General features: G+C 72.3%; 18 protein-coding genes. 4 read left to right on the plus strand and 14 right to left on the minus strand.

Annotation, left to right across the window (positions count from 1 at the left end):
- Position 1: 1 nt before the first annotated feature.
- The 7 genes from OVA21_RS13390 to fgd all read right to left on the minus strand — a co-directional run bounded on the left by OVA21_RS13390 (position 2) and on the right by fgd (position 6,876).
- On the minus strand, positions 2-1,291 hold the full coding sequence (locus OVA21_RS13390) for an HNH endonuclease signature motif containing protein (protein WP_132062476.1): 1,290 nt from the start codon (positions 1,289-1,291) through the stop codon (positions 2-4).
- 69 nt (positions 1,292-1,360) lie between these two features.
- Positions 1,361-1,945 (minus strand): hypothetical protein, encoded by a 585-nt coding sequence (locus OVA21_RS13395; protein ID WP_132062474.1) that lies wholly within the window; start codon positions 1,943-1,945, stop codon positions 1,361-1,363.
- Positions 1,946-1,954: 9 nt separating this feature from the next.
- Positions 1,955-2,935, minus strand: a complete 981-nt coding sequence (egtD, locus tag OVA21_RS13400; RefSeq protein ID WP_096906736.1) for an L-histidine N(alpha)-methyltransferase — start codon at positions 2,933-2,935, stop codon at positions 1,955-1,957.
- Positions 2,936-3,027: 92 nt separating this feature from the next.
- Positions 3,028-4,437 (minus strand): ergothioneine biosynthesis protein EgtB, encoded by a 1,410-nt coding sequence (egtB, locus tag OVA21_RS13405; protein WP_096906735.1) that lies wholly within the window; start codon positions 4,435-4,437, stop codon positions 3,028-3,030.
- Positions 4,438-4,577: 140 nt separating this feature from the next.
- Positions 4,578-5,195 carry a methylated-DNA--[protein]-cysteine S-methyltransferase gene (locus OVA21_RS13410; RefSeq protein WP_227022156.1) on the minus strand — a complete coding sequence of 206 codons (618 nt, stop codon included), beginning with the start codon at positions 5,193-5,195 and terminating at the stop codon, positions 4,578-4,580.
- Between the two features lie 26 nt (positions 5,196-5,221).
- Complete coding sequence (locus tag OVA21_RS13415) at positions 5,222-5,860, minus strand: suppressor of fused domain protein (protein WP_067719340.1); 639 nt, start codon at positions 5,858-5,860, stop codon at positions 5,222-5,224.
- The gene (fgd, locus tag OVA21_RS13420) at positions 5,857-6,876 is read right to left on the minus strand and encodes a glucose-6-phosphate dehydrogenase (coenzyme-F420) (protein ID WP_132062469.1); all 1,020 of its coding nucleotides are present in this window, start codon (positions 6,874-6,876) and stop codon (positions 5,857-5,859) included. Before fgd ends, OVA21_RS13415 begins: the two co-directional genes overlap by 4 nt.
- A 549-nt stretch (positions 6,877-7,425) precedes the next feature.
- Between fgd and OVA21_RS13425 the strand changes: the two genes are divergently transcribed.
- The gene (locus OVA21_RS13425) at positions 7,426-8,055 is read left to right on the plus strand and encodes a hypothetical protein (RefSeq protein WP_132062467.1); all 630 of its coding nucleotides are present in this window, start codon (positions 7,426-7,428) and stop codon (positions 8,053-8,055) included.
- Positions 8,056-8,134: 79 nt separating this feature from the next.
- Here the strand turns inward: OVA21_RS13425 and OVA21_RS13430 are convergent, their stop codons facing one another.
- From OVA21_RS13430 to OVA21_RS13440, 3 genes are read right to left on the minus strand one after another with little or no spacing between them, the layout of a single operon-like run.
- Positions 8,135-9,286 (minus strand): hypothetical protein, encoded by a 1,152-nt coding sequence (locus OVA21_RS13430; protein WP_227022155.1) that lies wholly within the window; start codon positions 9,284-9,286, stop codon positions 8,135-8,137.
- 17 nt (positions 9,287-9,303) lie between these two features.
- Positions 9,304-10,632, minus strand: a complete 1,329-nt coding sequence (locus tag OVA21_RS13435) for an O-succinylhomoserine sulfhydrylase (RefSeq protein WP_268092592.1) — start codon at positions 10,630-10,632, stop codon at positions 9,304-9,306.
- The gene (locus OVA21_RS13440) at positions 10,596-11,012 is read right to left on the minus strand and encodes a rhodanese-like domain-containing protein (RefSeq protein ID WP_067719351.1); all 417 of its coding nucleotides are present in this window, start codon (positions 11,010-11,012) and stop codon (positions 10,596-10,598) included. Before OVA21_RS13440 ends, OVA21_RS13435 begins: the two co-directional genes overlap by 37 nt.
- Before the next feature lie 80 nt (positions 11,013-11,092).
- Here OVA21_RS13440 and OVA21_RS13445 point away from each other — a divergent pair, with 80 nt between their 5' ends.
- Positions 11,093-12,550 (plus strand): FAD-dependent oxidoreductase, encoded by a 1,458-nt coding sequence (locus tag OVA21_RS13445; protein WP_268092593.1) that lies wholly within the window; start codon positions 11,093-11,095, stop codon positions 12,548-12,550.
- A 223-nt stretch (positions 12,551-12,773) separates the two neighbouring features.
- Here OVA21_RS13445 and OVA21_RS13450 read toward each other — a convergent pair whose 3' ends face one another.
- The 4 genes from OVA21_RS13450 to purT form a co-directional block, all read right to left on the minus strand.
- On the minus strand, positions 12,774-14,297 hold the full coding sequence (locus OVA21_RS13450) for an alpha/beta hydrolase family protein (RefSeq protein ID WP_259820661.1): 1,524 nt from the start codon (positions 14,295-14,297) through the stop codon (positions 12,774-12,776).
- Positions 14,275-14,676: a hypothetical protein gene (locus OVA21_RS13455; RefSeq protein WP_132062461.1), complete on the minus strand. Its 402-nt coding sequence runs from the start codon at positions 14,674-14,676 to the stop codon at positions 14,275-14,277. Before OVA21_RS13455 ends, OVA21_RS13450 begins: the two co-directional genes overlap by 23 nt.
- A gap of 143 nt (positions 14,677-14,819) precedes the next feature.
- The gene (locus OVA21_RS13460) at positions 14,820-15,386 is read right to left on the minus strand and encodes a DUF1648 domain-containing protein (RefSeq protein ID WP_268092594.1); all 567 of its coding nucleotides are present in this window, start codon (positions 15,384-15,386) and stop codon (positions 14,820-14,822) included.
- 65 nt (positions 15,387-15,451) lie between these two features.
- The gene (gene purT / locus OVA21_RS13465; protein WP_268092595.1) at positions 15,452-16,720 is read right to left on the minus strand and encodes a formate-dependent phosphoribosylglycinamide formyltransferase; all 1,269 of its coding nucleotides are present in this window, start codon (positions 16,718-16,720) and stop codon (positions 15,452-15,454) included.
- Positions 16,721-16,827: 107 nt separating this feature from the next.
- On the opposite strand from purT, the gene OVA21_RS13470 reads away from it, so the two are divergent.
- Together OVA21_RS13470 and OVA21_RS13475 are read left to right on the plus strand one after the other, a co-directional pair.
- Positions 16,828-17,925: a CaiB/BaiF CoA transferase family protein gene (locus OVA21_RS13470; protein WP_132062457.1), complete on the plus strand. Its 1,098-nt coding sequence runs from the start codon at positions 16,828-16,830 to the stop codon at positions 17,923-17,925.
- A 3-nt stretch (positions 17,926-17,928) separates the two neighbouring features.
- The gene (locus OVA21_RS13475; RefSeq protein ID WP_227022151.1) at positions 17,929-18,408 is read left to right on the plus strand and encodes a GntR family transcriptional regulator; all 480 of its coding nucleotides are present in this window, start codon (positions 17,929-17,931) and stop codon (positions 18,406-18,408) included.
- Positions 18,409-18,503 lie beyond the last annotated feature (95 nt).

Here is an 18,503-nt window from a genome sequence, read left to right on the forward strand (position 1 = left end):
GTCACACATCGGTGAGCCTGTCGACGCCGGGAGGCAGCCACGTGCACAGGCCGGGCGCGGAGGGGTTCACCACGGTTTTCCACCCTCCGGGGCCGTCGCCGACGAACCCGTGGTGGACGGGACAGCCGAGTGCCCCGTTGGCGACCGTCGTCGACCCGCCCCGTGACCACTCCCTCACATGGTGGAACTGACTTCGCCTGGCCGGGGCGGTGCACCCGGGGAAGGTGCACCCTCCGTGGGCGGCGTAGAGGACCAACCGCTGGATCGCCGACGCCAGGCGCCGGTCGGGGTGTGCGTCCACGTCGATCCGGTGCAGCTCCTCCCGGCCGTCGCGCAGCAGGGAGACGAACCACGGCATCGTTCCGGCCATGGAGACCGCCTGCCGCACGCTGAGCTGGGTGCCGGCGTCGGTCTGCACGAGCGTCGTGGGGTCCTCGAGCTGCTCCGGTGTCACCCGCACGACGATGGTCGCGATGCCCTTGGGGCGGGCGGGGTCGACGGTCGAGCCGAGGGCCCACTGGTGCACCAGGGCGTCGTGGGCGCGCTGTTCGGGGGCACGCTCGTCGGACCCGGGTTCACACTCCACGGCGCCGCCGGGCCCGCCGAAGTCGCACAGTGCCCTCTCGACCAGGGCGCGGCCGCGGGGCGTCAGGGTCATCGTCAGGGTGCTGGTGCCGTCGGACCGAACCGCGCCGAGCCGCGCCGAGCGCTGACGTTCCTGGTGCTCCTCGCGGTCCCGTCCGCGGTCCGGGCACAGGGCGGCGACCCGGCGGGCGGCCTCGGCCCGCAGGTCGGCGGGCGCCGCCGTGCGGGCGAACTCCGTGAGCTCCTCGGCGAAACACACCTTGGCGTCGCCGCCCATCGTTCCGGGCAGACCGGAGACGGCTCGGGCGATGATCCGCTCGTGCTCGCCGGTGATCTCCCCGTTCGCGGCCGCCCGCCCGGCCGGGGTGGCCTGACGTCCTCCGGCGTCGATCCGACCGTGCACCGTGCCCTTCGCCAGTCCCAGCTTCTCGGCGAGGAGCGCGGCGACGCCACCGGCGGTGCGTCCCTTCTGACGGTGCAGCGCGGCCAACTCCGCAGTGGCCCGGGAGCCACTGGCGTCCAGCCGCCGGGCCACGACCTCCACGCGACCCACCGCGTGGGCGAGCGCGTCCGCGTCGTGCTCGGCCCAGTCGACCGCGCACAGCGTCTCCACCGACGCCTCCAGGAACGCGAGAACGTCGGTCAGCGGGGCCGGCTCGTCCCGCTCACCGCCCCGCCCCTCCGCATCCCATACTCCCTGTTCCATACCCCGAAGCATAGAACACACGTACGACACGAACCGGTCCGGAAGCGCATCGTCGCAGGTCGGCCCGCGTCATCCCCGCGAAGTCATGAGGCGGAACTTGAGCTCGTCGAGCATCGCGCCGATCTCCGTGCTCACCAGCGCGCGATCCAGTGCGACGAGCCGGGGCAGGACGGCGTCGGCGGCGTCCCACCGGCGGCGGTCGAGGTGCTGCGACGCGCGCGAGTACAGCAGTTCGAACTCGGCGAAATCCCGAACCCGGTCCGTCGCCAGCTCTCCCAACCACATACCTTCGCGGCCCCGACTGTCCGCCGCCTCGATGACCCGCCGAACGGAGACGAGGGTCGCCCGCGGCCCGGCCCCGCCGTCGGCGGCGCCTCGCCCGCCGCCGTCGGCCCGGTCGAGCTCGGCGACGAGCCGATCCGCTACCCGGGCGATCACGTCCAGCTCGTCGAGCAAGCCGCTCACCAGGTCCCGCTCGGCCGCGACGTGCGCCCCGCTCCGGGCGGCCTCGGCCCGGGTGCCGGCGCGCGCGACCTCCCCGCCCAGCCGGAACAGTTCAGCCGCCGCCGAGTCGACGGCGGCCCCGGCCGCGCGGGCCTCCCCGAGAAGGCCGCGGGCCCGATCGGCGAGATCCGGGGCGCCCCGGGGGGTCACGGTGTACCCCTAGTCGACGACGACGAGGACCAGCCCGAAGTCCCCGGCGTCGTCGGTCCACACGGTCGGGCCGACGAACCCGTGGCCGGCGAGGTCGTCGGCGAGTGCGTCCGGCTCGAACTTCCGAGCGATCTCGGTGCGGATGCCCTCCTCCGCGGCGAGGGTTCGCGAGCGCCCCAGCGTCGGGAAGTCGACGTGCACGTCGCGGACCGCCCGCAACCACATCTCGATCCTGCTCTCGGCGGCGTTCCACACGGCCTCGTGGCGGAAATCGCGCCTGTCCAGCCCGGTGCACTCGACGGTCCGGGCGATCACGTCGAGCATGTTGAGGTTGAATTCGGCGGTGACGCCGTCGGCGTCGTCGTAGGCCGCGACCAGCCGCTCGGGGCTCTTGACGAGGTCGAAGCCGAGCGCCAGCCGGTCGCCCGGGTCCATGACGCCGCGCAGCATCGCGAGGAACTCTGCTCGCTGGGCCTCGCTGAAATTGCCGATCGTGCCGCCGAGGAAGAGCACCAACCGCCCGCCCGGCTCGCCCGGTAGGGGGCCGTCGAGGGCGGTGAGGTCACCGACGACCGGGACGACACGCAGTCCGGGGTACTCGGCCGTGAGCGCCCGGGCGGAACCGAAGAGCATCTCGGTACTGATGTCGACCGGAACGAACAGTGGGCCGGCTGGATCAGTGGCGCCGGTGGGGCGGGAGGCGAGGACGTCGAGCAGGACCCGCGTCTTCTCGCAGGTCCCGGCCCCGAGCTCGACGAGTGTGTCGGCATCGCCGACGATGTCGACGGCCCGCGACCGCAGGATCTCCGCCTCCGCGCGGGTGGGGTAGTACTCCGCGAGCCGGGTGATCCGGTCGAAGAGCAGGCTGCCCTTCTCGTCGTAGAACCAGCGGGGCGGCACGGTCGGCGGGTCGTCGAAGAACCCGGCGCGCAGATCCGATTCGAGCGCGGCGGTGTCGGGATCGGCGGTGCTCGTCGTCGTCGTTGTCATCGTTGTTGTCGTCGTCGTTGTCTTTGCTGTTGTTGCACCGGGGCCGTCGGGCCCGGCGGCACCGCACTGGGCGGCCACCTCGCGCGCGCCGGTCACCGGGCGAGCCTCAGTCCGGCGGCCGCCCACCTCGAGGCGGCGGGATAGAAGTTCCGGTAGGTGTGCCGCGTGTGGCCGACGGGCGTGAACGCGCTGCCACCGCGGAGGACATGCTGGTCGGACATGAACTTGCCGTTGTACTCGCCGGCCGCGCCCTCCTCGGTGACGAACCCCGGATACGGCAGGTAGGCGCTGGCAGTCCATTCCCACACGCCGCCGATCGTCCGCTCCGCGGCGGGCCGCGGGTGGCAGCGGTCGGGGTCGAGCTCGTCGCGGATCTCCCAGCCGGTGGTGGCGACCTCCCACTCGAACTCGGTGGGCAGCCGTGCGCCGGCCCAGCGGGCGTAGGCGTCGGCCTCGTAGAAGGACACGTGGATGACGGGCTCAGCGTCGACGACCGGCCGCCGGCCGCTCAGGGTGAAGGTGGTCCACTCACCGTCGGCGGCGGTCGCGGGGCCAGCGGCGGTCGCGGGGCCGGCGGCGGTCGCGGTGTCGGCGGCGGTCGCGGTGTCGGCGGCGCGGCCGACCGGGCTGTCGTCCTCACGTCGCCAGTACCCGGGCGCATCCCAGCCCTCGGCCTGGACCGTGGCCCAGCCGTCGGACAACCACAGTTCGGGCCGGGAGTAACCGCCGTCGGCCATGAACTGCTTCCACTCGCCGACGGTGACCTGGCGGGTGGCGACCTCACCGCCGGGGATCCACACCCGGTGGCGGGGACGCTCGTTGTCATAGGAGAACGCGGGGCCTGCGGCGGTGGCGGGGCTTGCGGCGGTGGCGCCCGAGCCGTCCCCGACGTCGGAGTCGCCGGGAGCCGGGGCGCCGACCTGCGCGACCCCCTCGGCGACGGCGAGCCACTCGGTCTCCCCCGGCGCCGCTCCTGCCGGGTCCGCCGCCCTGTGGACGTAGACCGGGTCGGTCGGGTTGTGCGAGAAGAGGTGCTTGATGTCCATGAGCAGCAACTCCTGGTGCTGCTGCTCGTGATGGCAGCCCAGCTCCAGCAGTTCGAGGCCACGCTCGTCGACCCGGCCCGCCTCGAGGGCGTCGACGACGGCCTCGTCGATGCGGGCGCGGAAGTCCCCGATCTCCGCCACCGACGGGCGGGTGATGAGCCCGCGCTGCGGCCGCGGCTGCCGTGGGCCGACCGCCTCGTAGTACGAGTTGAACAGGAAGCGGAACACCGGCTCCGGCGAGGTGTAGCCCGGCAGCCGACCCAGCACGAACTCCTCGAAGAACCACGTGGTGTGCGCCCGGTGCCACGCTGCGGGGCTGGCCGCGGTCATCGACTGGGGGATCTGGTCCTCCGGGCTGAGCCGGGACGCGAGCAGGTCGGTGAGCCCCCGGACCCGCTGGAACTTCTCGACCACGCTCTCGGCGCGGGCAGTGGTGGCGACGGTTCCGGCTGTCATGGCTTCCCCCGTGGGTTGTGGTCGACGGCAGGCGGTCCGCACCGGCGGACCCCTCGGCCCCCGACGCTGACCGCCACCCTAACCACGGTGTGGCCGCCGTCCCACCGATCCGGCCATGCCCGGACGAACGGCGGCGATGCCTACCGGAACGGGAGCGGGCCCGGCTTCCCGGCACGCTCGGCGGCGATGTTGCGTCGCTCGTGCTCGAGCAGCCGCAGCCGGTACTCGGGGCAGTTGCCCATACCGCCGTCGGCGCGGATCACCCGGTGGACGGGGATGACGAACGGCACCGGCACCAGCGTGCACAGCCGGCCGACGCGACGGGCGTTGCGTGGCCGGCCGGCGTCGATACTGACCTGGCCGTAGCTGGAGGTCTCGCCGTAGGGGATGTGCTGGATCTCGCGGTAGACCTCACGTGAGAATTCATCGTGGACCCCGGCCGCCGCCCAGTCCAGCGGGACGTCGAACCCGCGGAGCCTCCCGGCCAGGTAGTCCTCCACCTGTTCCGCCAGGCGGGCGAGGTGCTCCGCCGCGGCGCCGGGCTCGGGATCGCGGCCCTCGTCGTCGTCGTGATGTTTCACGTTGAACCAGGTCGCGGCGGCATCCCTGTGGTCGAGCTGGTCTGCGTCGAGCTGGTCCGCGTCCACCTGGACGAGGCGCGCGATGCCGTCGGGGGTGGCCTCGACGAGCATCAGCCCGGCCGCGGTGGTGAGTACGTGCGTGACACCGCGGGACGTCCGGGGCGCAGGCGCGCTCACACGGGCCCCACTCACACCAGCCTCACTCACACCACGCTCGGGCGGTCCGGGTTGGTGACGTCGGCGTCGGCGGTGTCGAGCCGCTCGAACAGGGCGTCGGCGCCGTCACGTCCGATGGCGGACATCTCCGCGGTGGTGATCGGCACGGCCTGCAGGCGCGTGAGCAGGGGGCCGGTGCCGTCGGGGCCGCCGGTCTCGTCGACCACCTGCAGGTCCGGCCACAGGAACGGCGGCGTGAGGACCAGGTGCTCGCACGTACGGCCGGGATCGACCAGGCCGACCGCGTTGGGGATCACCGCACCGGGCGCCACGTGGATGGAACCGGTGGCCACCGCGAGCGCGCACGCGTCCAGGACGTCGGCCATGGCGCGGTGGCCGGTGCGGCCGACGGTGACGAACTCGGAGCGGATCTGGCGCCCCTCGGGCGTGGTGACGTTGGTGGGGAGCTCGCGGGCGCCCACGGTGGCGTAGGTGGAGAAGCCGGGCGCGGGAACGTCGTCAACGACGACGATGTCGCAATGCCACTCCGTTGTCTGACCCTCCTCATCCGGCTCGGTCTCGTGCGGATAGCGCAGGACGCGGACCGATTCCTTGTGGCCGAGGATGCCCTCGAGGCCGGAGAGATCGGCCGTGTCCGGGCCGGGGAGGTTGTTCTCGTTACTCATGCAAGGGCTCGCAGTCGCGGTTCGAGGTCGGAATTGAAGAGGTCGAGGAAGCGTTTCTGATCGTGGCCGGGGGCGTGGAAGACCAGGTGGTTCAGGCCCGCGTCGACGTATTTTTTGACCTGCTCGACGGCCTCGTCGGGGTCCGAGGCGACGATCCACCGCTTGGCGACCTGCTCGATCGGCAACTCATCCGCGAGGCGCTCCATCTCGCGCGGGGAGTCCACCGAGTGCTTCTGCTCCGGTGTCAACGACAGCGGGGCCCAGAAGCGGCAGTTCTCCAACGCGGCGGCCGGGTCGGGGTCGTAGCTGATCTTGATCTCGATCATCCGGTCGATCTGCGAGGAGTCGCGCTGGTTGATTCCCGCGCCCTCCTCGACGGCCGGGAGCAGCTTGTCGGTGTACAGCTCCATCCCCTTGCCGGAGGTGCAGATGAACCCGTCGCCCACCCGGCCGGCGTACTTGGCCACCACCGGACCACCCGCGGCGACGTAGACAGGCACGCCACCCTCGGGCACGTCATAGAGGAACGCGTCCTTGGTCGAGTAGTAGTCACCCTCGAAGTTGGTGGTCTCGCCGGTCCACAGCTCGCGCATGAGCCGGACCGACTCACGCAGGCGCGCGAACCGCTCCTTGAACTCCGGCCACTGGCCCTGATGCCCGGTGGCGATCTCGTTGAGCGCCTCACCCGTACCCACACCGAGGAAGATGCGGCCCGGGTACAGGCATGCCATCGTCGCGAACGCCTGCGCCAACACCGCCGGGTTGTAGCGGAACGTCGGGGTGAGCACCGAGGTGCCGAGCTGCAGGCGCTCGGTGCGCTCGCCCACCGCCGTCATCCACGCCAACGAGAACGGCGCATGACCGCCGTCGTGGCGCCAGGGCTGGAAATGATCCGACACCGTGGCCGAATCCATCCCCGCCTGCTCCGCCATCACGGCGAACTCCACCAGATCACGCGGACCGAACTGCTCGGCCGACGCCTTGTAACCGAGCTTCAGGGACGGGGTGTCGGGCATCGGCTTCTCCTGCAGGTAGGCATGTGACCAGATTCACCTCTGGCGCGCGCGGGGCACGGGGCCGAGTATGCCAACAGGGCCGGGCAGGGGTGCACGTGTTGACAAGCGCCACCCCTGCGACGCGTTGAGCTCGATAAGCAGGACGCCGCATTCCGATTCAGACTCACAGCCACGGCCCAGTGTCATCCGCGTTCCCCGATAGTCAGGAACACCATCCCCAGCGACGCCCAGCAGGGGCTTGCGGCGCTCGCGATCTGGCTGGGCAGCAGCGACCCCGGCGCAGCGTGGGCCACCTTCACCTCGGACGACCCCGCCGCGCACGGCTGGCGCTGGGCCGCCATCAACCAGGAGACCGGAACCGTGGTCTACATCCGCTGACGACCGGTCGACACGCCACAGCGAGAGTGATATCGGACACACCCAGGGGCGCTGTATCGATGCTTCGGCCGCGAGCCATAAACTAGTTGAAACGGCGATCACTGCGGCCCCGCCCGCACCAGAGCCCCCTCCTCTGGACCGATCTCCACCAGACGGCCCCTCGGAGGAGTCATGCGCATCCGGCACGCGGCGACCACCCTGGTCGCACTCGGTGCCGCCTCCGTCTGCGCACTCGGCGCGACGATGATCGTCCAGGACCGCGACGAGCAGACCCGCGAGTCCGAACTGCGCAGCTCGGCGTGGTCCGTCCAGGCGTCCACCGACTTCGGTACGACCTGGACCGCGCCCATCTCCTCCTACGGCGGCCACTTCCCCGTCCGCGTGGACACAGCCGGCCTGCGCAACCGCTCCGCCTATCAGCCTTTGACACTGCGCACCACCGTCGACTCCCGGTCCGAGGCCCACGTCGACATCGGCGAGGGCGCCCTCATCGAGGGAGACCCCGAGACCGCGTCCCACGTACGGGTCCGGGCCGTCTCGGCCCGCGGCGGAGCATGCGCCGCGCCAACGTTCGAACTCGACTGGCCCAGCATCCACGCCGGCGACAGTGACCGGCCGGTGCCACTCGACGCGCCCACCGTCGACGAACCGCTGGTCCTGCCCGGCGCCACCCGCACCACGCCCGGATCCCCGGTCACCGTGTGTCTCGAGCTCAGTATGGACGCGGCCGCCCCGGCCACCGACTCGATGCTCACGCTGGCCTGGCCGGTCGACATCGCCCGCGGCGACGGCGACTCCTAGCCGGCCCGGCGCAGGGCCCCAGCCCGGCCCGGCCGAGCGCAGCCACCACCCCACCGCGCCCCGGCCCGACCCCGGACGCTCAGCGGCGCCCCGCGGCCTCGTCGTAGATCCGCGCATGAGCCGCGATGACGCTCGTCGGATCAGCGCCCTCGACCCGCGGCGGGACGGCCCGCGGATTCTCCAACGCCGCCCGGACCGCCACCGCCACCGCGGACGGATCGCGGGGATCGTAGACCTCCCCGGAGTGATCACCCGGATCGCAACGGTCGAACCACTGCTCCCGCAGGCACCCCACCGCCGGGAACACCGGCGACACGCCCAGGTCGCGGCACAACTCCAACCAGGTGGAATGGGTGGCGAACCGGTACGGCAACACGCACACGTCGAGCGCGGCGAACTCGGCCAGCAACGGCGCCAGGTCCAGCGACTCGTACCTCACCAACCGCACCGACTCCCAGCCGCCCTCGGCCGCCAGCTCCGCCACCAGATGGTGCCCGCCGGCCTCGCGGTCCTCGCCGCACGCGTCGCGCCACGCCTGCGCCTCCACGACGATCCGCAGGTGTGCGCCCCGCCGCCCGTGGGCGACGGGCGCCAGCTGGTCCAGCAGCTCCGGGCCGTCGATGTTCTCGCCCATCCGCTCCAGCAACACCCCCACCACCACCGGATCGCCGGGACCGCGCAGGTGCTTGCCGGCGCGGATGGCGGAGGAGACCTCGTCCTCGTCCAGCAGCCGCGGGTGCGGCACGACCACCGGTTCGACGCCCCACCGCACCCACAGTTCGTGCGCCGCCACCTCGGTCAGCGTGACCACGGCAGCGGCGGCCTCGACCAGTGTGCCGGTGTGATCCCGGTGCGGGAGTTCGTCCTCGTGGGACGGGTAGACGATGTCGTGGACGGTGAGCACCATCGGCACCCCGGCCCGCGCCAGATGCTCCACCACCCCGTCCACGCTCTCCGGCTCGAGGTAGTCGTACCCGAAGTGCACGTGCGCCAGGTCGACAGTGCGCAGCGGGTCGCCGTCGCGATGAATCTCGCCCGACGCCTCGTGGCCGGGATCGAACTCCGCGGGAGTCACCGCCTCGGGCGGGGTCTGCCCGTTCACCACCCCGGGCCGGACGGGCACCAGCTCTACGTGCTCAGCGCCATCCAGGCCGGTGATACGGCGAACCGCGGGATGGGCGGCCGGCAGCACCGCCACCCGGACCCGGGAATGTTCACCCCGATCAGACATACGATCAATCTAGACCGTCACCCCAGACCGCGACGCAGGTCCTCGATGAGGTCGCCCGCGTGTTCCAGCCCCACGGACAGGCGGACCACGTTGTCGCCGATGCCCACCGCGGCGCGGGCCTCGGGCTCCATGGACGCATGCGTCGTCGTCGCGGGATGGGTCACCAGCGTCTTGGCATCGCCGAGGTTGTTGGAGATGTCGATGACCTCGAGCGAGTTGAGCAGGGCGAAACACTCCTTCTTGCCGCGGCCGCCCTCGTCGTCGTCGTACTTCAACCCGCACGTCACCACCGACCCGCCGCCCGACATCTGCGCCCGCGCCAACTCGTACTGCGGGTGCGACTCGAGCATCGGGTATGTCACCCGCTCCACGGCCGGGTGCGACTCCAGGAACCGCGCCACCTCCAGCGCGTTGGCACTCATCCGCTCGACGCGCAGGCTCATGGTCTCCAGGCCCTTGAGCAGGACCCACGCGTTGAACGCGCTCATCCCGAACCCGGCGTGGCGCATGAGGTTCTGCACAGGGCCGGAGATGTACTCCTCGGTGCCCAGCACGGCGCCGCCGAGCACGCGGCCCTGGCCGTCGATGTGCTTGGTGGTGGAGTACACGACGATGTCCGCGCCCAGCTCGAGCGGCTTCTGGTGCAGGACGGTGGCGAAGACGTTGTCCACCACGACCTGCGCGCCGGCGGCGTGGGCGAGATCGCACACCGCGCGAACGTCGACCAGCTCCTGCATGGGGTTGGAGGGGGTCTCAAAGAAGACTGCGTCGGTGGGCTCGCTGAGCGCCTCGCGCCACTGGTCGAGGTCGGCGCCGTCGACGAACACCGTCTCCACACCCCACCGCGGCAGGATTTCGGCACAGATCACGTAACAGGAGCCGAACAGCGCGCGCGAGGCCACCAGGCGCGACCCGTTCCCACACAGCGCGGCCAGGGCCACGAATACCGCGGACATGCCGGAGGAGGTGGCAAAGCACGCCTCGGCGCCCTCGATCTGCCGCAGCCGCTCCTGGAACATCGCGACCGTCGGGTTGCCGTAGCGGGAGTAGACGAACCGCTGCTTCTCGCCGTTGAACGACGCCTCGGCCGCCTCCGCGGACTCGTAGACGTAGCCGGAGTTGAGGAACATCGGCTCTGTGGTCTCCTCGAAGCCGGTGCGCATCTGCCCGGCCCGCACGCCCAGGGTGTCGGGGTGGAGACCGTCGGGGAGCTCGTTGTTTCTCATCGCTGCTTTCTTGTGTGTGGTGCGTGGGTGATGCGGCGGGGCGAGGGGCGTACGGGCGTGGCGGGCTGGCCGTGGTGGCCCGGTCAGGACTGGCGCCAGGCCAGGCCCGCGACCTTCCACCCGTTGACGGTGCCGCGGTGTCCGGCGGCGTCCGGGTCGCCCTCGAACCCCTCGGCCACGTTGTAGGCGGTGCGGTATCCGGCGGCGGTGGCCAGGCTCGCGGCGGCGGCGGACCGGCCACCACTGCGGCACAGGAACAACACCGGTGTCTCCGCGGCGACACCGGCCTCGCCGAGGTGCTCGACGAACCGCTCGTTGGGCTGGCCCGCCGAGGTCATCCACTCGATGCCCAGCGTGCGCTTGCCCAGCTCGGACAGATCGGCGCCGCCGACCCACTGCCACTCGGCGCTGGTACGGACGTCCACCAACACGGCGTCGGGATCGGAGGCGAGCAGATCCCAGGCCTGGCGGGGCGATAGATCCCCGGCGTAGTCGCTCATGGGTGTCGATTATGCTCCCCCGACGACCGATCGGCGGGGTCGAGGTACCCCGCTCGCTTTTCTGTGCGACGATCGCGGACATGACGCCCGTCACAAAGACCCCGTTCCGTGTGGCCGTCGTGGGCTCCGGTCCGGCGGGGGTGTACGCCAGCGAGGCACTGCTGGACTGGAGTGACAACCGGGATCCCTCCGGACGCGGGATCGTGGTGGACCTCATCGACCGGCTGCCGGTCCCCTACGGTCTGCTGCGACACGGCGTCGCCCCCGATCACCCCCGCATCAAGGGCATCGCCCGCACGCTGGAGGGCATCGCCGCCGACCCGCGCATCCGGTTCCTCGGCAACGTCGAGTTCGGCAACGACCTCACCGCAGACGACGTGCACCGCTTCTACCACGCGGTCGTGTTCTCGACCGGGGCACTCGCCGATCGACGGCTCGGCATCCCGGGCGAGGACCTCGAGGGATCGTACGGGGCGGCCGAGTTCGTGACCTGGTACGACGGCCACCCGGACGCGCACCCCGAGTGGGCGCTGGCGGCCGAGCGCGCGGCCGTGGTGGGCGTCGGCAACGTCGCCCTGGACGTGGCGCGCATGCTGGTACGCAGCCCCGAGCAGTTGGAGCCCACCGACATCCCCGAGCACGTCCGCGCTGGGTTCGGCACCAACACGACGCGGGTGGTGTCGGTCATCGGCCGCCGCGGCCCCGTGCACGCCAAGTTCACGCCCCTGGAGCTGCGGGAGATGGCCAAGGTGGAGGGCGTCACCATCGTGGTGGACCCGGCCGACCTGGAGTACGACGACGACGAGGCGCGCACCCTCCGGGACAACGATCGCCGGGTCGGGCAGGTGTGCACGCAACTCGAGAAATGGGCCGGGGCGCAGCGTGAGGCCGGTCTGGGGACGGCGGATGAGGCCGAGGCCGCGGCCCTCGCGGCCGGCGAGCGGGTGGTGCGGTTCCGCTTCCACCGGTCCCCGGTCGAGATCCTGGGGTCCGACGGCCGGGTGTCCGGGCTGCGTCTGGAGGTGACCGAGCCGGCCGGTGCCGGCGGGCGGGTCCGCAGCAGCGGCCGGACGGAGGACCTGCAGGTCGAGGCGGTCTATCGCGCGGTCGGCTACCGTTCGGCCGCTCTGGAGGGTGTGCCCTTCGACCACGACTCGGCAACCATCCCCAACGATTCCGGCCGGATCCTCGACTCGCCGGGCGGGGAGCACCTGCCGGGCCTGTTCACCGCGGGCTGGGTCAAGCGCGGGCCGTCCGGGGTGATCGGCACCAACCGTTCCTGCGCGGTGGAGACCGTGGGCCAGCTGGCCACCGAGCTCGAGTCCGGCACCCTGCCCGAGCCCTCCGAGCCGGACCCGCAGGCCGTGCGCGACCTGCTCACCGACCGCGGCGTGGACCTCGTCGACGGCGACGCCTGGCTGGAGATCGACGCGCACGAGCGTGGGCTCGGCGAGGCGGCGGGCCGCGAACGCACCAAGCTGCCGGGCCGCGCGGAGATGCTGGAGGTCGCTCGCGCCTCCCGTTCCACCAGCCGCTGACCCTTCCCTCCCCTGTCGGATCCGCCCCACCGCCAGCCTCTGAGAAATCCGCTACTCGGATTCCCGATCCGCTACCCGAATCCGGGTAGCGGATCCGGAGACGGGGTAGCGGATTGTGCCGGGGTGGTTTTTCCGGCCGGGGCGGTCGATGCGGGGCGCTGTCGGTGTCGGGGATGCGGGGCGCTGCCGGTGTCCTGAATGTGGGGCGCTATCGCTATCGGGGTCAGTCCGTCTCCGCGACGAGCCGGCCGATCTCGTCCAGTGACACCGTGCCCGGGTCGAAGTAGCGGGAGTGCGCGCTGCGCACAGAGTCGGCGCCCGAGCCAGGCTCGGTGACGTCCACCGCGAGCCCGCCGAACTCCCCGGTGCCCGGCCGTCCGCCGAGCACGCCGGTGACCGACCACCACGGCACCGGATCCCAGCGCGAGGCGACTCCCACCACCTCGTCCTGTCCCGCCCCACGCGCGACGCCGGCCTCGTCGACCCGCTGCCCGGCGATCGAGTCGACACCCGCGCCGGGACTGCCGACGTGGATCATCCGGTCGGCTGCCAGCCCCAACGGGTCCGCGGCGGCCACCCCCAGGACCACGGACCCGTAGCTGTACCCCACCGCGGCGTGGGGGGCGTCGTCGCCGTCCACGCGCTCCACCGCGTCCAGGCCCGCCGCGAACGTCCGAAGGTCCGCCGCATGCGCTCGCGCGGGTGCCGTCGAGGAGCCTGCGGCCGTGACGTCGGCGGGCGCGTCGTAGCCCTGCCACGACACCGCAACGCAGGACTCGACAGCCGCACCGGGTGCGGAGTCGGCTGCACCGGGATTCGAGCCGGCCCCGTCGAGGCCCGAGGCGGCCGCCTCGCACACCGCCTCCGCCCGGCCGGCGGTACGAGCGAGCGTCTCCAGCGACGACCCCGTTCCCGGGATGAGCGTGACCACCCGGTCGGCGGTGTCGGGGTCGGCGCTCGTGACCACCGCGCGACCGTCCGGGTGCAGGTCGAGCAGATGCCGTCGCGGGTCCGCCTCGAGGTGCGCGGCCAACGCGGACAGGCCCCGAGCGGCACCGGCGAGCCCGTCGCCGCCGGCGCCGGTGTCGGCCGCGTCGAGCAGTCGGCGCAATCGGGTCCGGTTGATCGCATCCCGTGTGGCCGACGACAGGCCGTCCACCGATCCCAGCTCAGGGTGGTCACGGGCCAGCCTGGCCCGATCGGCGGGTCCCAGCCCGTGCCACAGTTCGGCGACAGCGCGGGGCTCTCCGTCCGTCGATCCCGACAGGTCGATGCATGGCCGCGTCGCCGGGTCCGTGCGCCCGGCGAGGTGGTCGGCGGCCTCCCGCAGGCGCACGGCGAGGCCGCGATCCGCCTCCCCCACGGCCGCAGCGTCCCCGGTGCCGGGCGCGGCGAGTTCGTCGTCCCTCCAGCTGATCACCGCCCGCGCCAGCCGCGCCCCCTCGGCCCGCAGGACGTCGGCCACATAGAGGCAGTTGCCGGAGACCATCCTGGCCTCGGCGGCAGCGTCAGCAGCGCGGCTGCGCGCCCGGGCCCCCGCGTGGCCGGACCACCCGCCCTCGTCGGCCATTCCACCGACCGCCGCGCCGCTGCCTATCCCGTCACCGGCCACCGCGCCGCCCAGTCGGCGGGCGACCATGTCGAGGTCCTCGGCCGACTCGGCGATCCGCCGACCCACCGCCGCCGCCCGCGATTCGGCGTGGTCGATCGCCACCACCAGCGCCTCAGCCCGCTGTCCCGGTGACACCGCGGGCCACCTCCTCATCCGCCTCCGCCAGCAGTCCGGCGGCCCGGGCCATCGCCTCCGCGATCCGCCGGCTCTGCGACTCGTGCTCCCGGGCCCGCCGGGCGAGCAGGTCCGCGCACTCGGCGAGCGCGGGACCGGTGAGCAGCGCCCCCGCACCTCCGGCCGCCATGCCGGCAGCCGCCGCTGACGCCTCCTCCAGCGCCGCGACCAGATCCGCCGCACTGGCGGCCGTGTCCACGCCCGCGTCGCGGACCCGGGCCGCCTCGGCCGTCACCGCCGTCTGCTCGAACGCCAGGAGCACGGCCCCCAGCGGGCCCGCCTCGGCCGTGGCGCCCGGCGCGGCGACCCCGCCACCGGCTCGCTCCCCCTGCTCCGCCATCGTCCCCACTCCCCTCCGGCCCGGGCATCCGGGCCGTTCGAGAGGTCACGCTATGGGCGGAGTACGACGCACAGGGCCCGCCAGCGGGGGCCTGTGGATGAGGTCGACGACCATTCACAGGCCCGGGCGAGCCGGTCCGTCTCTCAGCGCAGGTCGGGCTGTTCGGCGTACCGCCCGCCGACAAACATGCGAGCGAGCACCGCTCCCAGCCCGACGATGAAGACCACCAGGGCACCCGGAAGCGCCCACCCCGGCATCTGATCGGTCCCGGACCGGGCAGCCATCACGATGCCCACCTGTCCCGCCACCAGCAGCGCGAGCGTCAACGCGGTGATGAGCCACAGGTCCTCACGCAGCAACCTCTCGAACCTGCGCAGTCGGGCTCCGGAGGCAGTCCACCACTGCTTGTTGGGGGCGTTGATGAACTCGGGGGCCGACACCACCAGCCTCGACATGAGCGGCATCGGCAGGACGACCACCAGCGGCAGTAGCGCGGAGAACGCCAACGCGCCGTTCCTGGTCGACCAACCGTCGGCCTCGCCGCCCGCGCCGAAGTGCGTCGGCACCCGATCCGGCAGGACGGCCACCTGCCAGGCCAGCACGCCCAGCCAGACGGCCACCAGTCCGGTGATCAGCACCGTGATCCACCGCGCGGTGGGCTCGCGGGGCAGTTCGCGCGCGTCGTCCGCCGGGGACCTCATCGTCGTCATCTGTCGGACCCCCGCGATCTGTCGGACCCCCGCGCCATACTCGCGGCCATGACGACCCTCCGCACCTACCTCACCACCGTCACACGCGAGGCGGCCTCACGCGCGCGCTCGCGGGCGATCTCGACGTCCTCGGCGGTCGCGACGGCCACGCCCATCCGGCGGAACTCACTGGCGGACGGCTTGCCGAACAGGCGGACATCGGCCTCCGGCACGGCGAGCGCGCGGGCGACACCGGCGAAGCCGACGCCCTCGACGGTCCCGTCGCCCTCGGTGCCGTCCGCCGCGATCCCCGTGCCGCCGTAGATCACCGCGGACGCGCCCGGACTGGCCATGGTGGTGACCACCGGCAGACCGAGGACGGCGCGCGCGTGCATCTCGAACTCACTGAGCACCTGGCTGCGCAACGTCACGAGGCCGGTGTCGTGGGGACGGGGGCTGACCTCGGAGAAGTACACGTCGACGCCCTTGACGAACAGCTCCACGCCGAACACTCCGACCCCGCCGAGCGCGCCCGTCACCCGCGCCGCCACCGACCGCGCCGAGTCGTAGGCGTCGCGGGTCATGGCCTGCGGCTGCCACGACTCGACGTAGTCGCCGCGCTCCTGGCGGTGGCCGATCGGCTCGCAGAAGTCGGTGCGGATCTGCCCCGTCTCCGGGTCGACGCTGCGGACGGTGAGCAGGGTGATCTCGTACTCGAAGTCGACGAACGACTCCACGATCACGCGCGCCCCCGCGACGCGGGCACCGGACTGCGCGTAGTCCCACGCCGTTTCCACGTCCTCGGGACCGTGGAGGGACGACTGTCCCTTGCCCGACGACGACATGGTGGGCTTGACCAGGCACGGGAACCCGATCCGGGAGCACGCCTCCCGCAGCTCCTCCAGCGAGGAGGCGAACGCGAAGCGGCTCGTGGGCAGGCCCAGCTCCTCGGCGGCGAGGCGGCGGATGCCCTCGCGGTCCATCGTCAGCTGCACGGCGCGGGCGGTGGGCGCGACGCGGGCGAGGCCGTCCTGTTCGATCTGCGCGAGCGCGGCGGTGGTGATGGCCTCGATCTCCGGCAGGATCACCTCGGGCCTCTCCAGCTCGACGACCCGGCACACCTCGTCCGCGTCGGTCATGTCGATGGTGTGACTGCGGTGCGCGACCTGGTGGGCGGGAGCGCCAGCGTACCGGTCCACCGCGATGACCTCGACGCCCAGACGCTGCAGCGCGATCGTCACCTCCTTGCCCAGCTCGCCCGAGCCGAGCAACATCACGCGGGTCGCGGTCGGCGCACCCGGCGTGCCGAAGCGGTCCACGACGGGCGGGGCGAGGGGATCGTGGGGGTCGGTCATATCGTCCACGCTAGTAGACCTGTGGAGGCGGGACCCGCCACGTCCCGGCGCCCGCGCCAGGGGCGAGGCGATACCGTGTGTGCAAGACCACACGAAAGGGCACACCTGTGACCAGTTCCTCCTCCGGCCCCCTGGCCGGCATCCGCGTCGTCGAACTCAACGGCATCGGCCCCGGGCCGCACGCCTGCATGATGCTCGCCGATCTCGGCGCAGACGTCGTCACCGTCATGCGTCCCGGGGAACTCGACACCCAGGTCAGTGGTTGGGCGCACATCACCCGCCGCGGCCGCACCGTGGTCGAGGCCGACCTCAAGAGCGACGAGGGTCTGTCGCAGGTGCGCGGGCTCATCGCCAAGGCGGACGTGCTGGTCGAGGGCTACCGGCCCGGGGTCACCGAGCGCATGGGCCTGGGCCCGGAGGAGTGCCTGGAGCTCAACCCGCGGCTGGTCTACGCCCGCATGACCGGCTGGGGCCAGCACGGCCCGCTCGCCCACACCGCCGGCCACGACCTCAACTACATCTCCCTGACCGGCCATCTCAACGCCACCGCCCGCAAGGGCGAGCGCCCCGTGCCGCCGCTCAACCTGGTCGGTGACTTCGGCGGTGGCTCGATGTTCCTGATCCAGGGCATCCTCGCGGCGATCATCGAGCGCGCCACCTCCGGCAAGGGCCAGGTCATCGACGCCGCCATGACCGACGGCGCCTCCGTGCTCGGCCAGTTCCAGTGGGCGATGCGCGCCCGCAGCCAGTGGTCGGACGTCGCCGGGACCAACATGCTCGACACGGGGTACCCGTTCTACGACGTCTACACCTGCTCCGACGGCAAGTACATGGCAGTCGGGTGCCTCGAGCCGCAGTTCTACGCCGAGTTCGCCCGACTGTTGGGGATCGACGGCGAGGGTATGCCCGGCCAGTTCGACATGGATCGCTGGGATGAACTGCGCGAGATCATCGCCGGCAAGTTCGCCGAGAAGCCGCGCGATGAGTGGGCCGAGGTGTTCTACGGCACCGACGCGTGCACCACGCCCGTGCTGACGTACACCGAGGCGCTCGATCATCCGCACAACGTCGCTAGAGAGACGTTCGTCGAGGTTCGCGGCGACGTCGGCCCCGCGCCGGCTCCGCGCTTCTCGCGCACCCCCGCCGCGCCCGTCCCGGCCGCGCCGCCGCGTGAGGCCACCGCGATCGACCAGGTGTGGGCCTGACCCGTGGCTGAGGCAGGGGCCGGCGAGGTCGACGCCGGCGGCGGGGCTGGCGGGGCCGGCGGGGCGGATACCGCTCGGGGGACTGGCGAGGCAGACCCCGCGGCCGGCTCACGCGTGGCCGGAGTCATCCTGGCCCTCGACCCCGCCTCCGGCGAGCCACCATTCCGGCAGCTCAAGACGCAGATCGTTGAGGCCGTCCACCGGGGCGCGCTGACCACCGGTACGCGACTACCGCCTGTGCGCACCCTTGCCGCCGAGGTCGGAGTCGCGACCGCCACCGCCGCCAAGGTCTATCGCGAACTGGAAGAGGTCGGTCTTCTGGAGGGCCGGGGCCGCGCGGGGACGTTCGTCGCCGCTGCGGACCTGCCCGCCGCGGTCCTGGCGCGCGCTGCTGAGGAGTTCGTCGAGCGGGTTGCGCGCGCGGGTTTCGACGTCGACGATGCCGTCATCGCCGTCAGAAACGCGTTCATCCAACAGCGCTAAGGCTCAGCCCACTGAGTTGAGGCGGTCTGTGCGGACAACGGCCCCGCTTCCTCTGCCCGGCCTGCTCCGCACCCGGGCCGCTCTCGCTTCCCAGC

Origin of the sequence: Dietzia sp. SL131 (assembly GCF_026672565.1) — a bacterium.
Lineage (GTDB): Bacteria > Actinomycetota > Actinomycetes > Mycobacteriales > Mycobacteriaceae > Dietzia > Dietzia kunjamensis.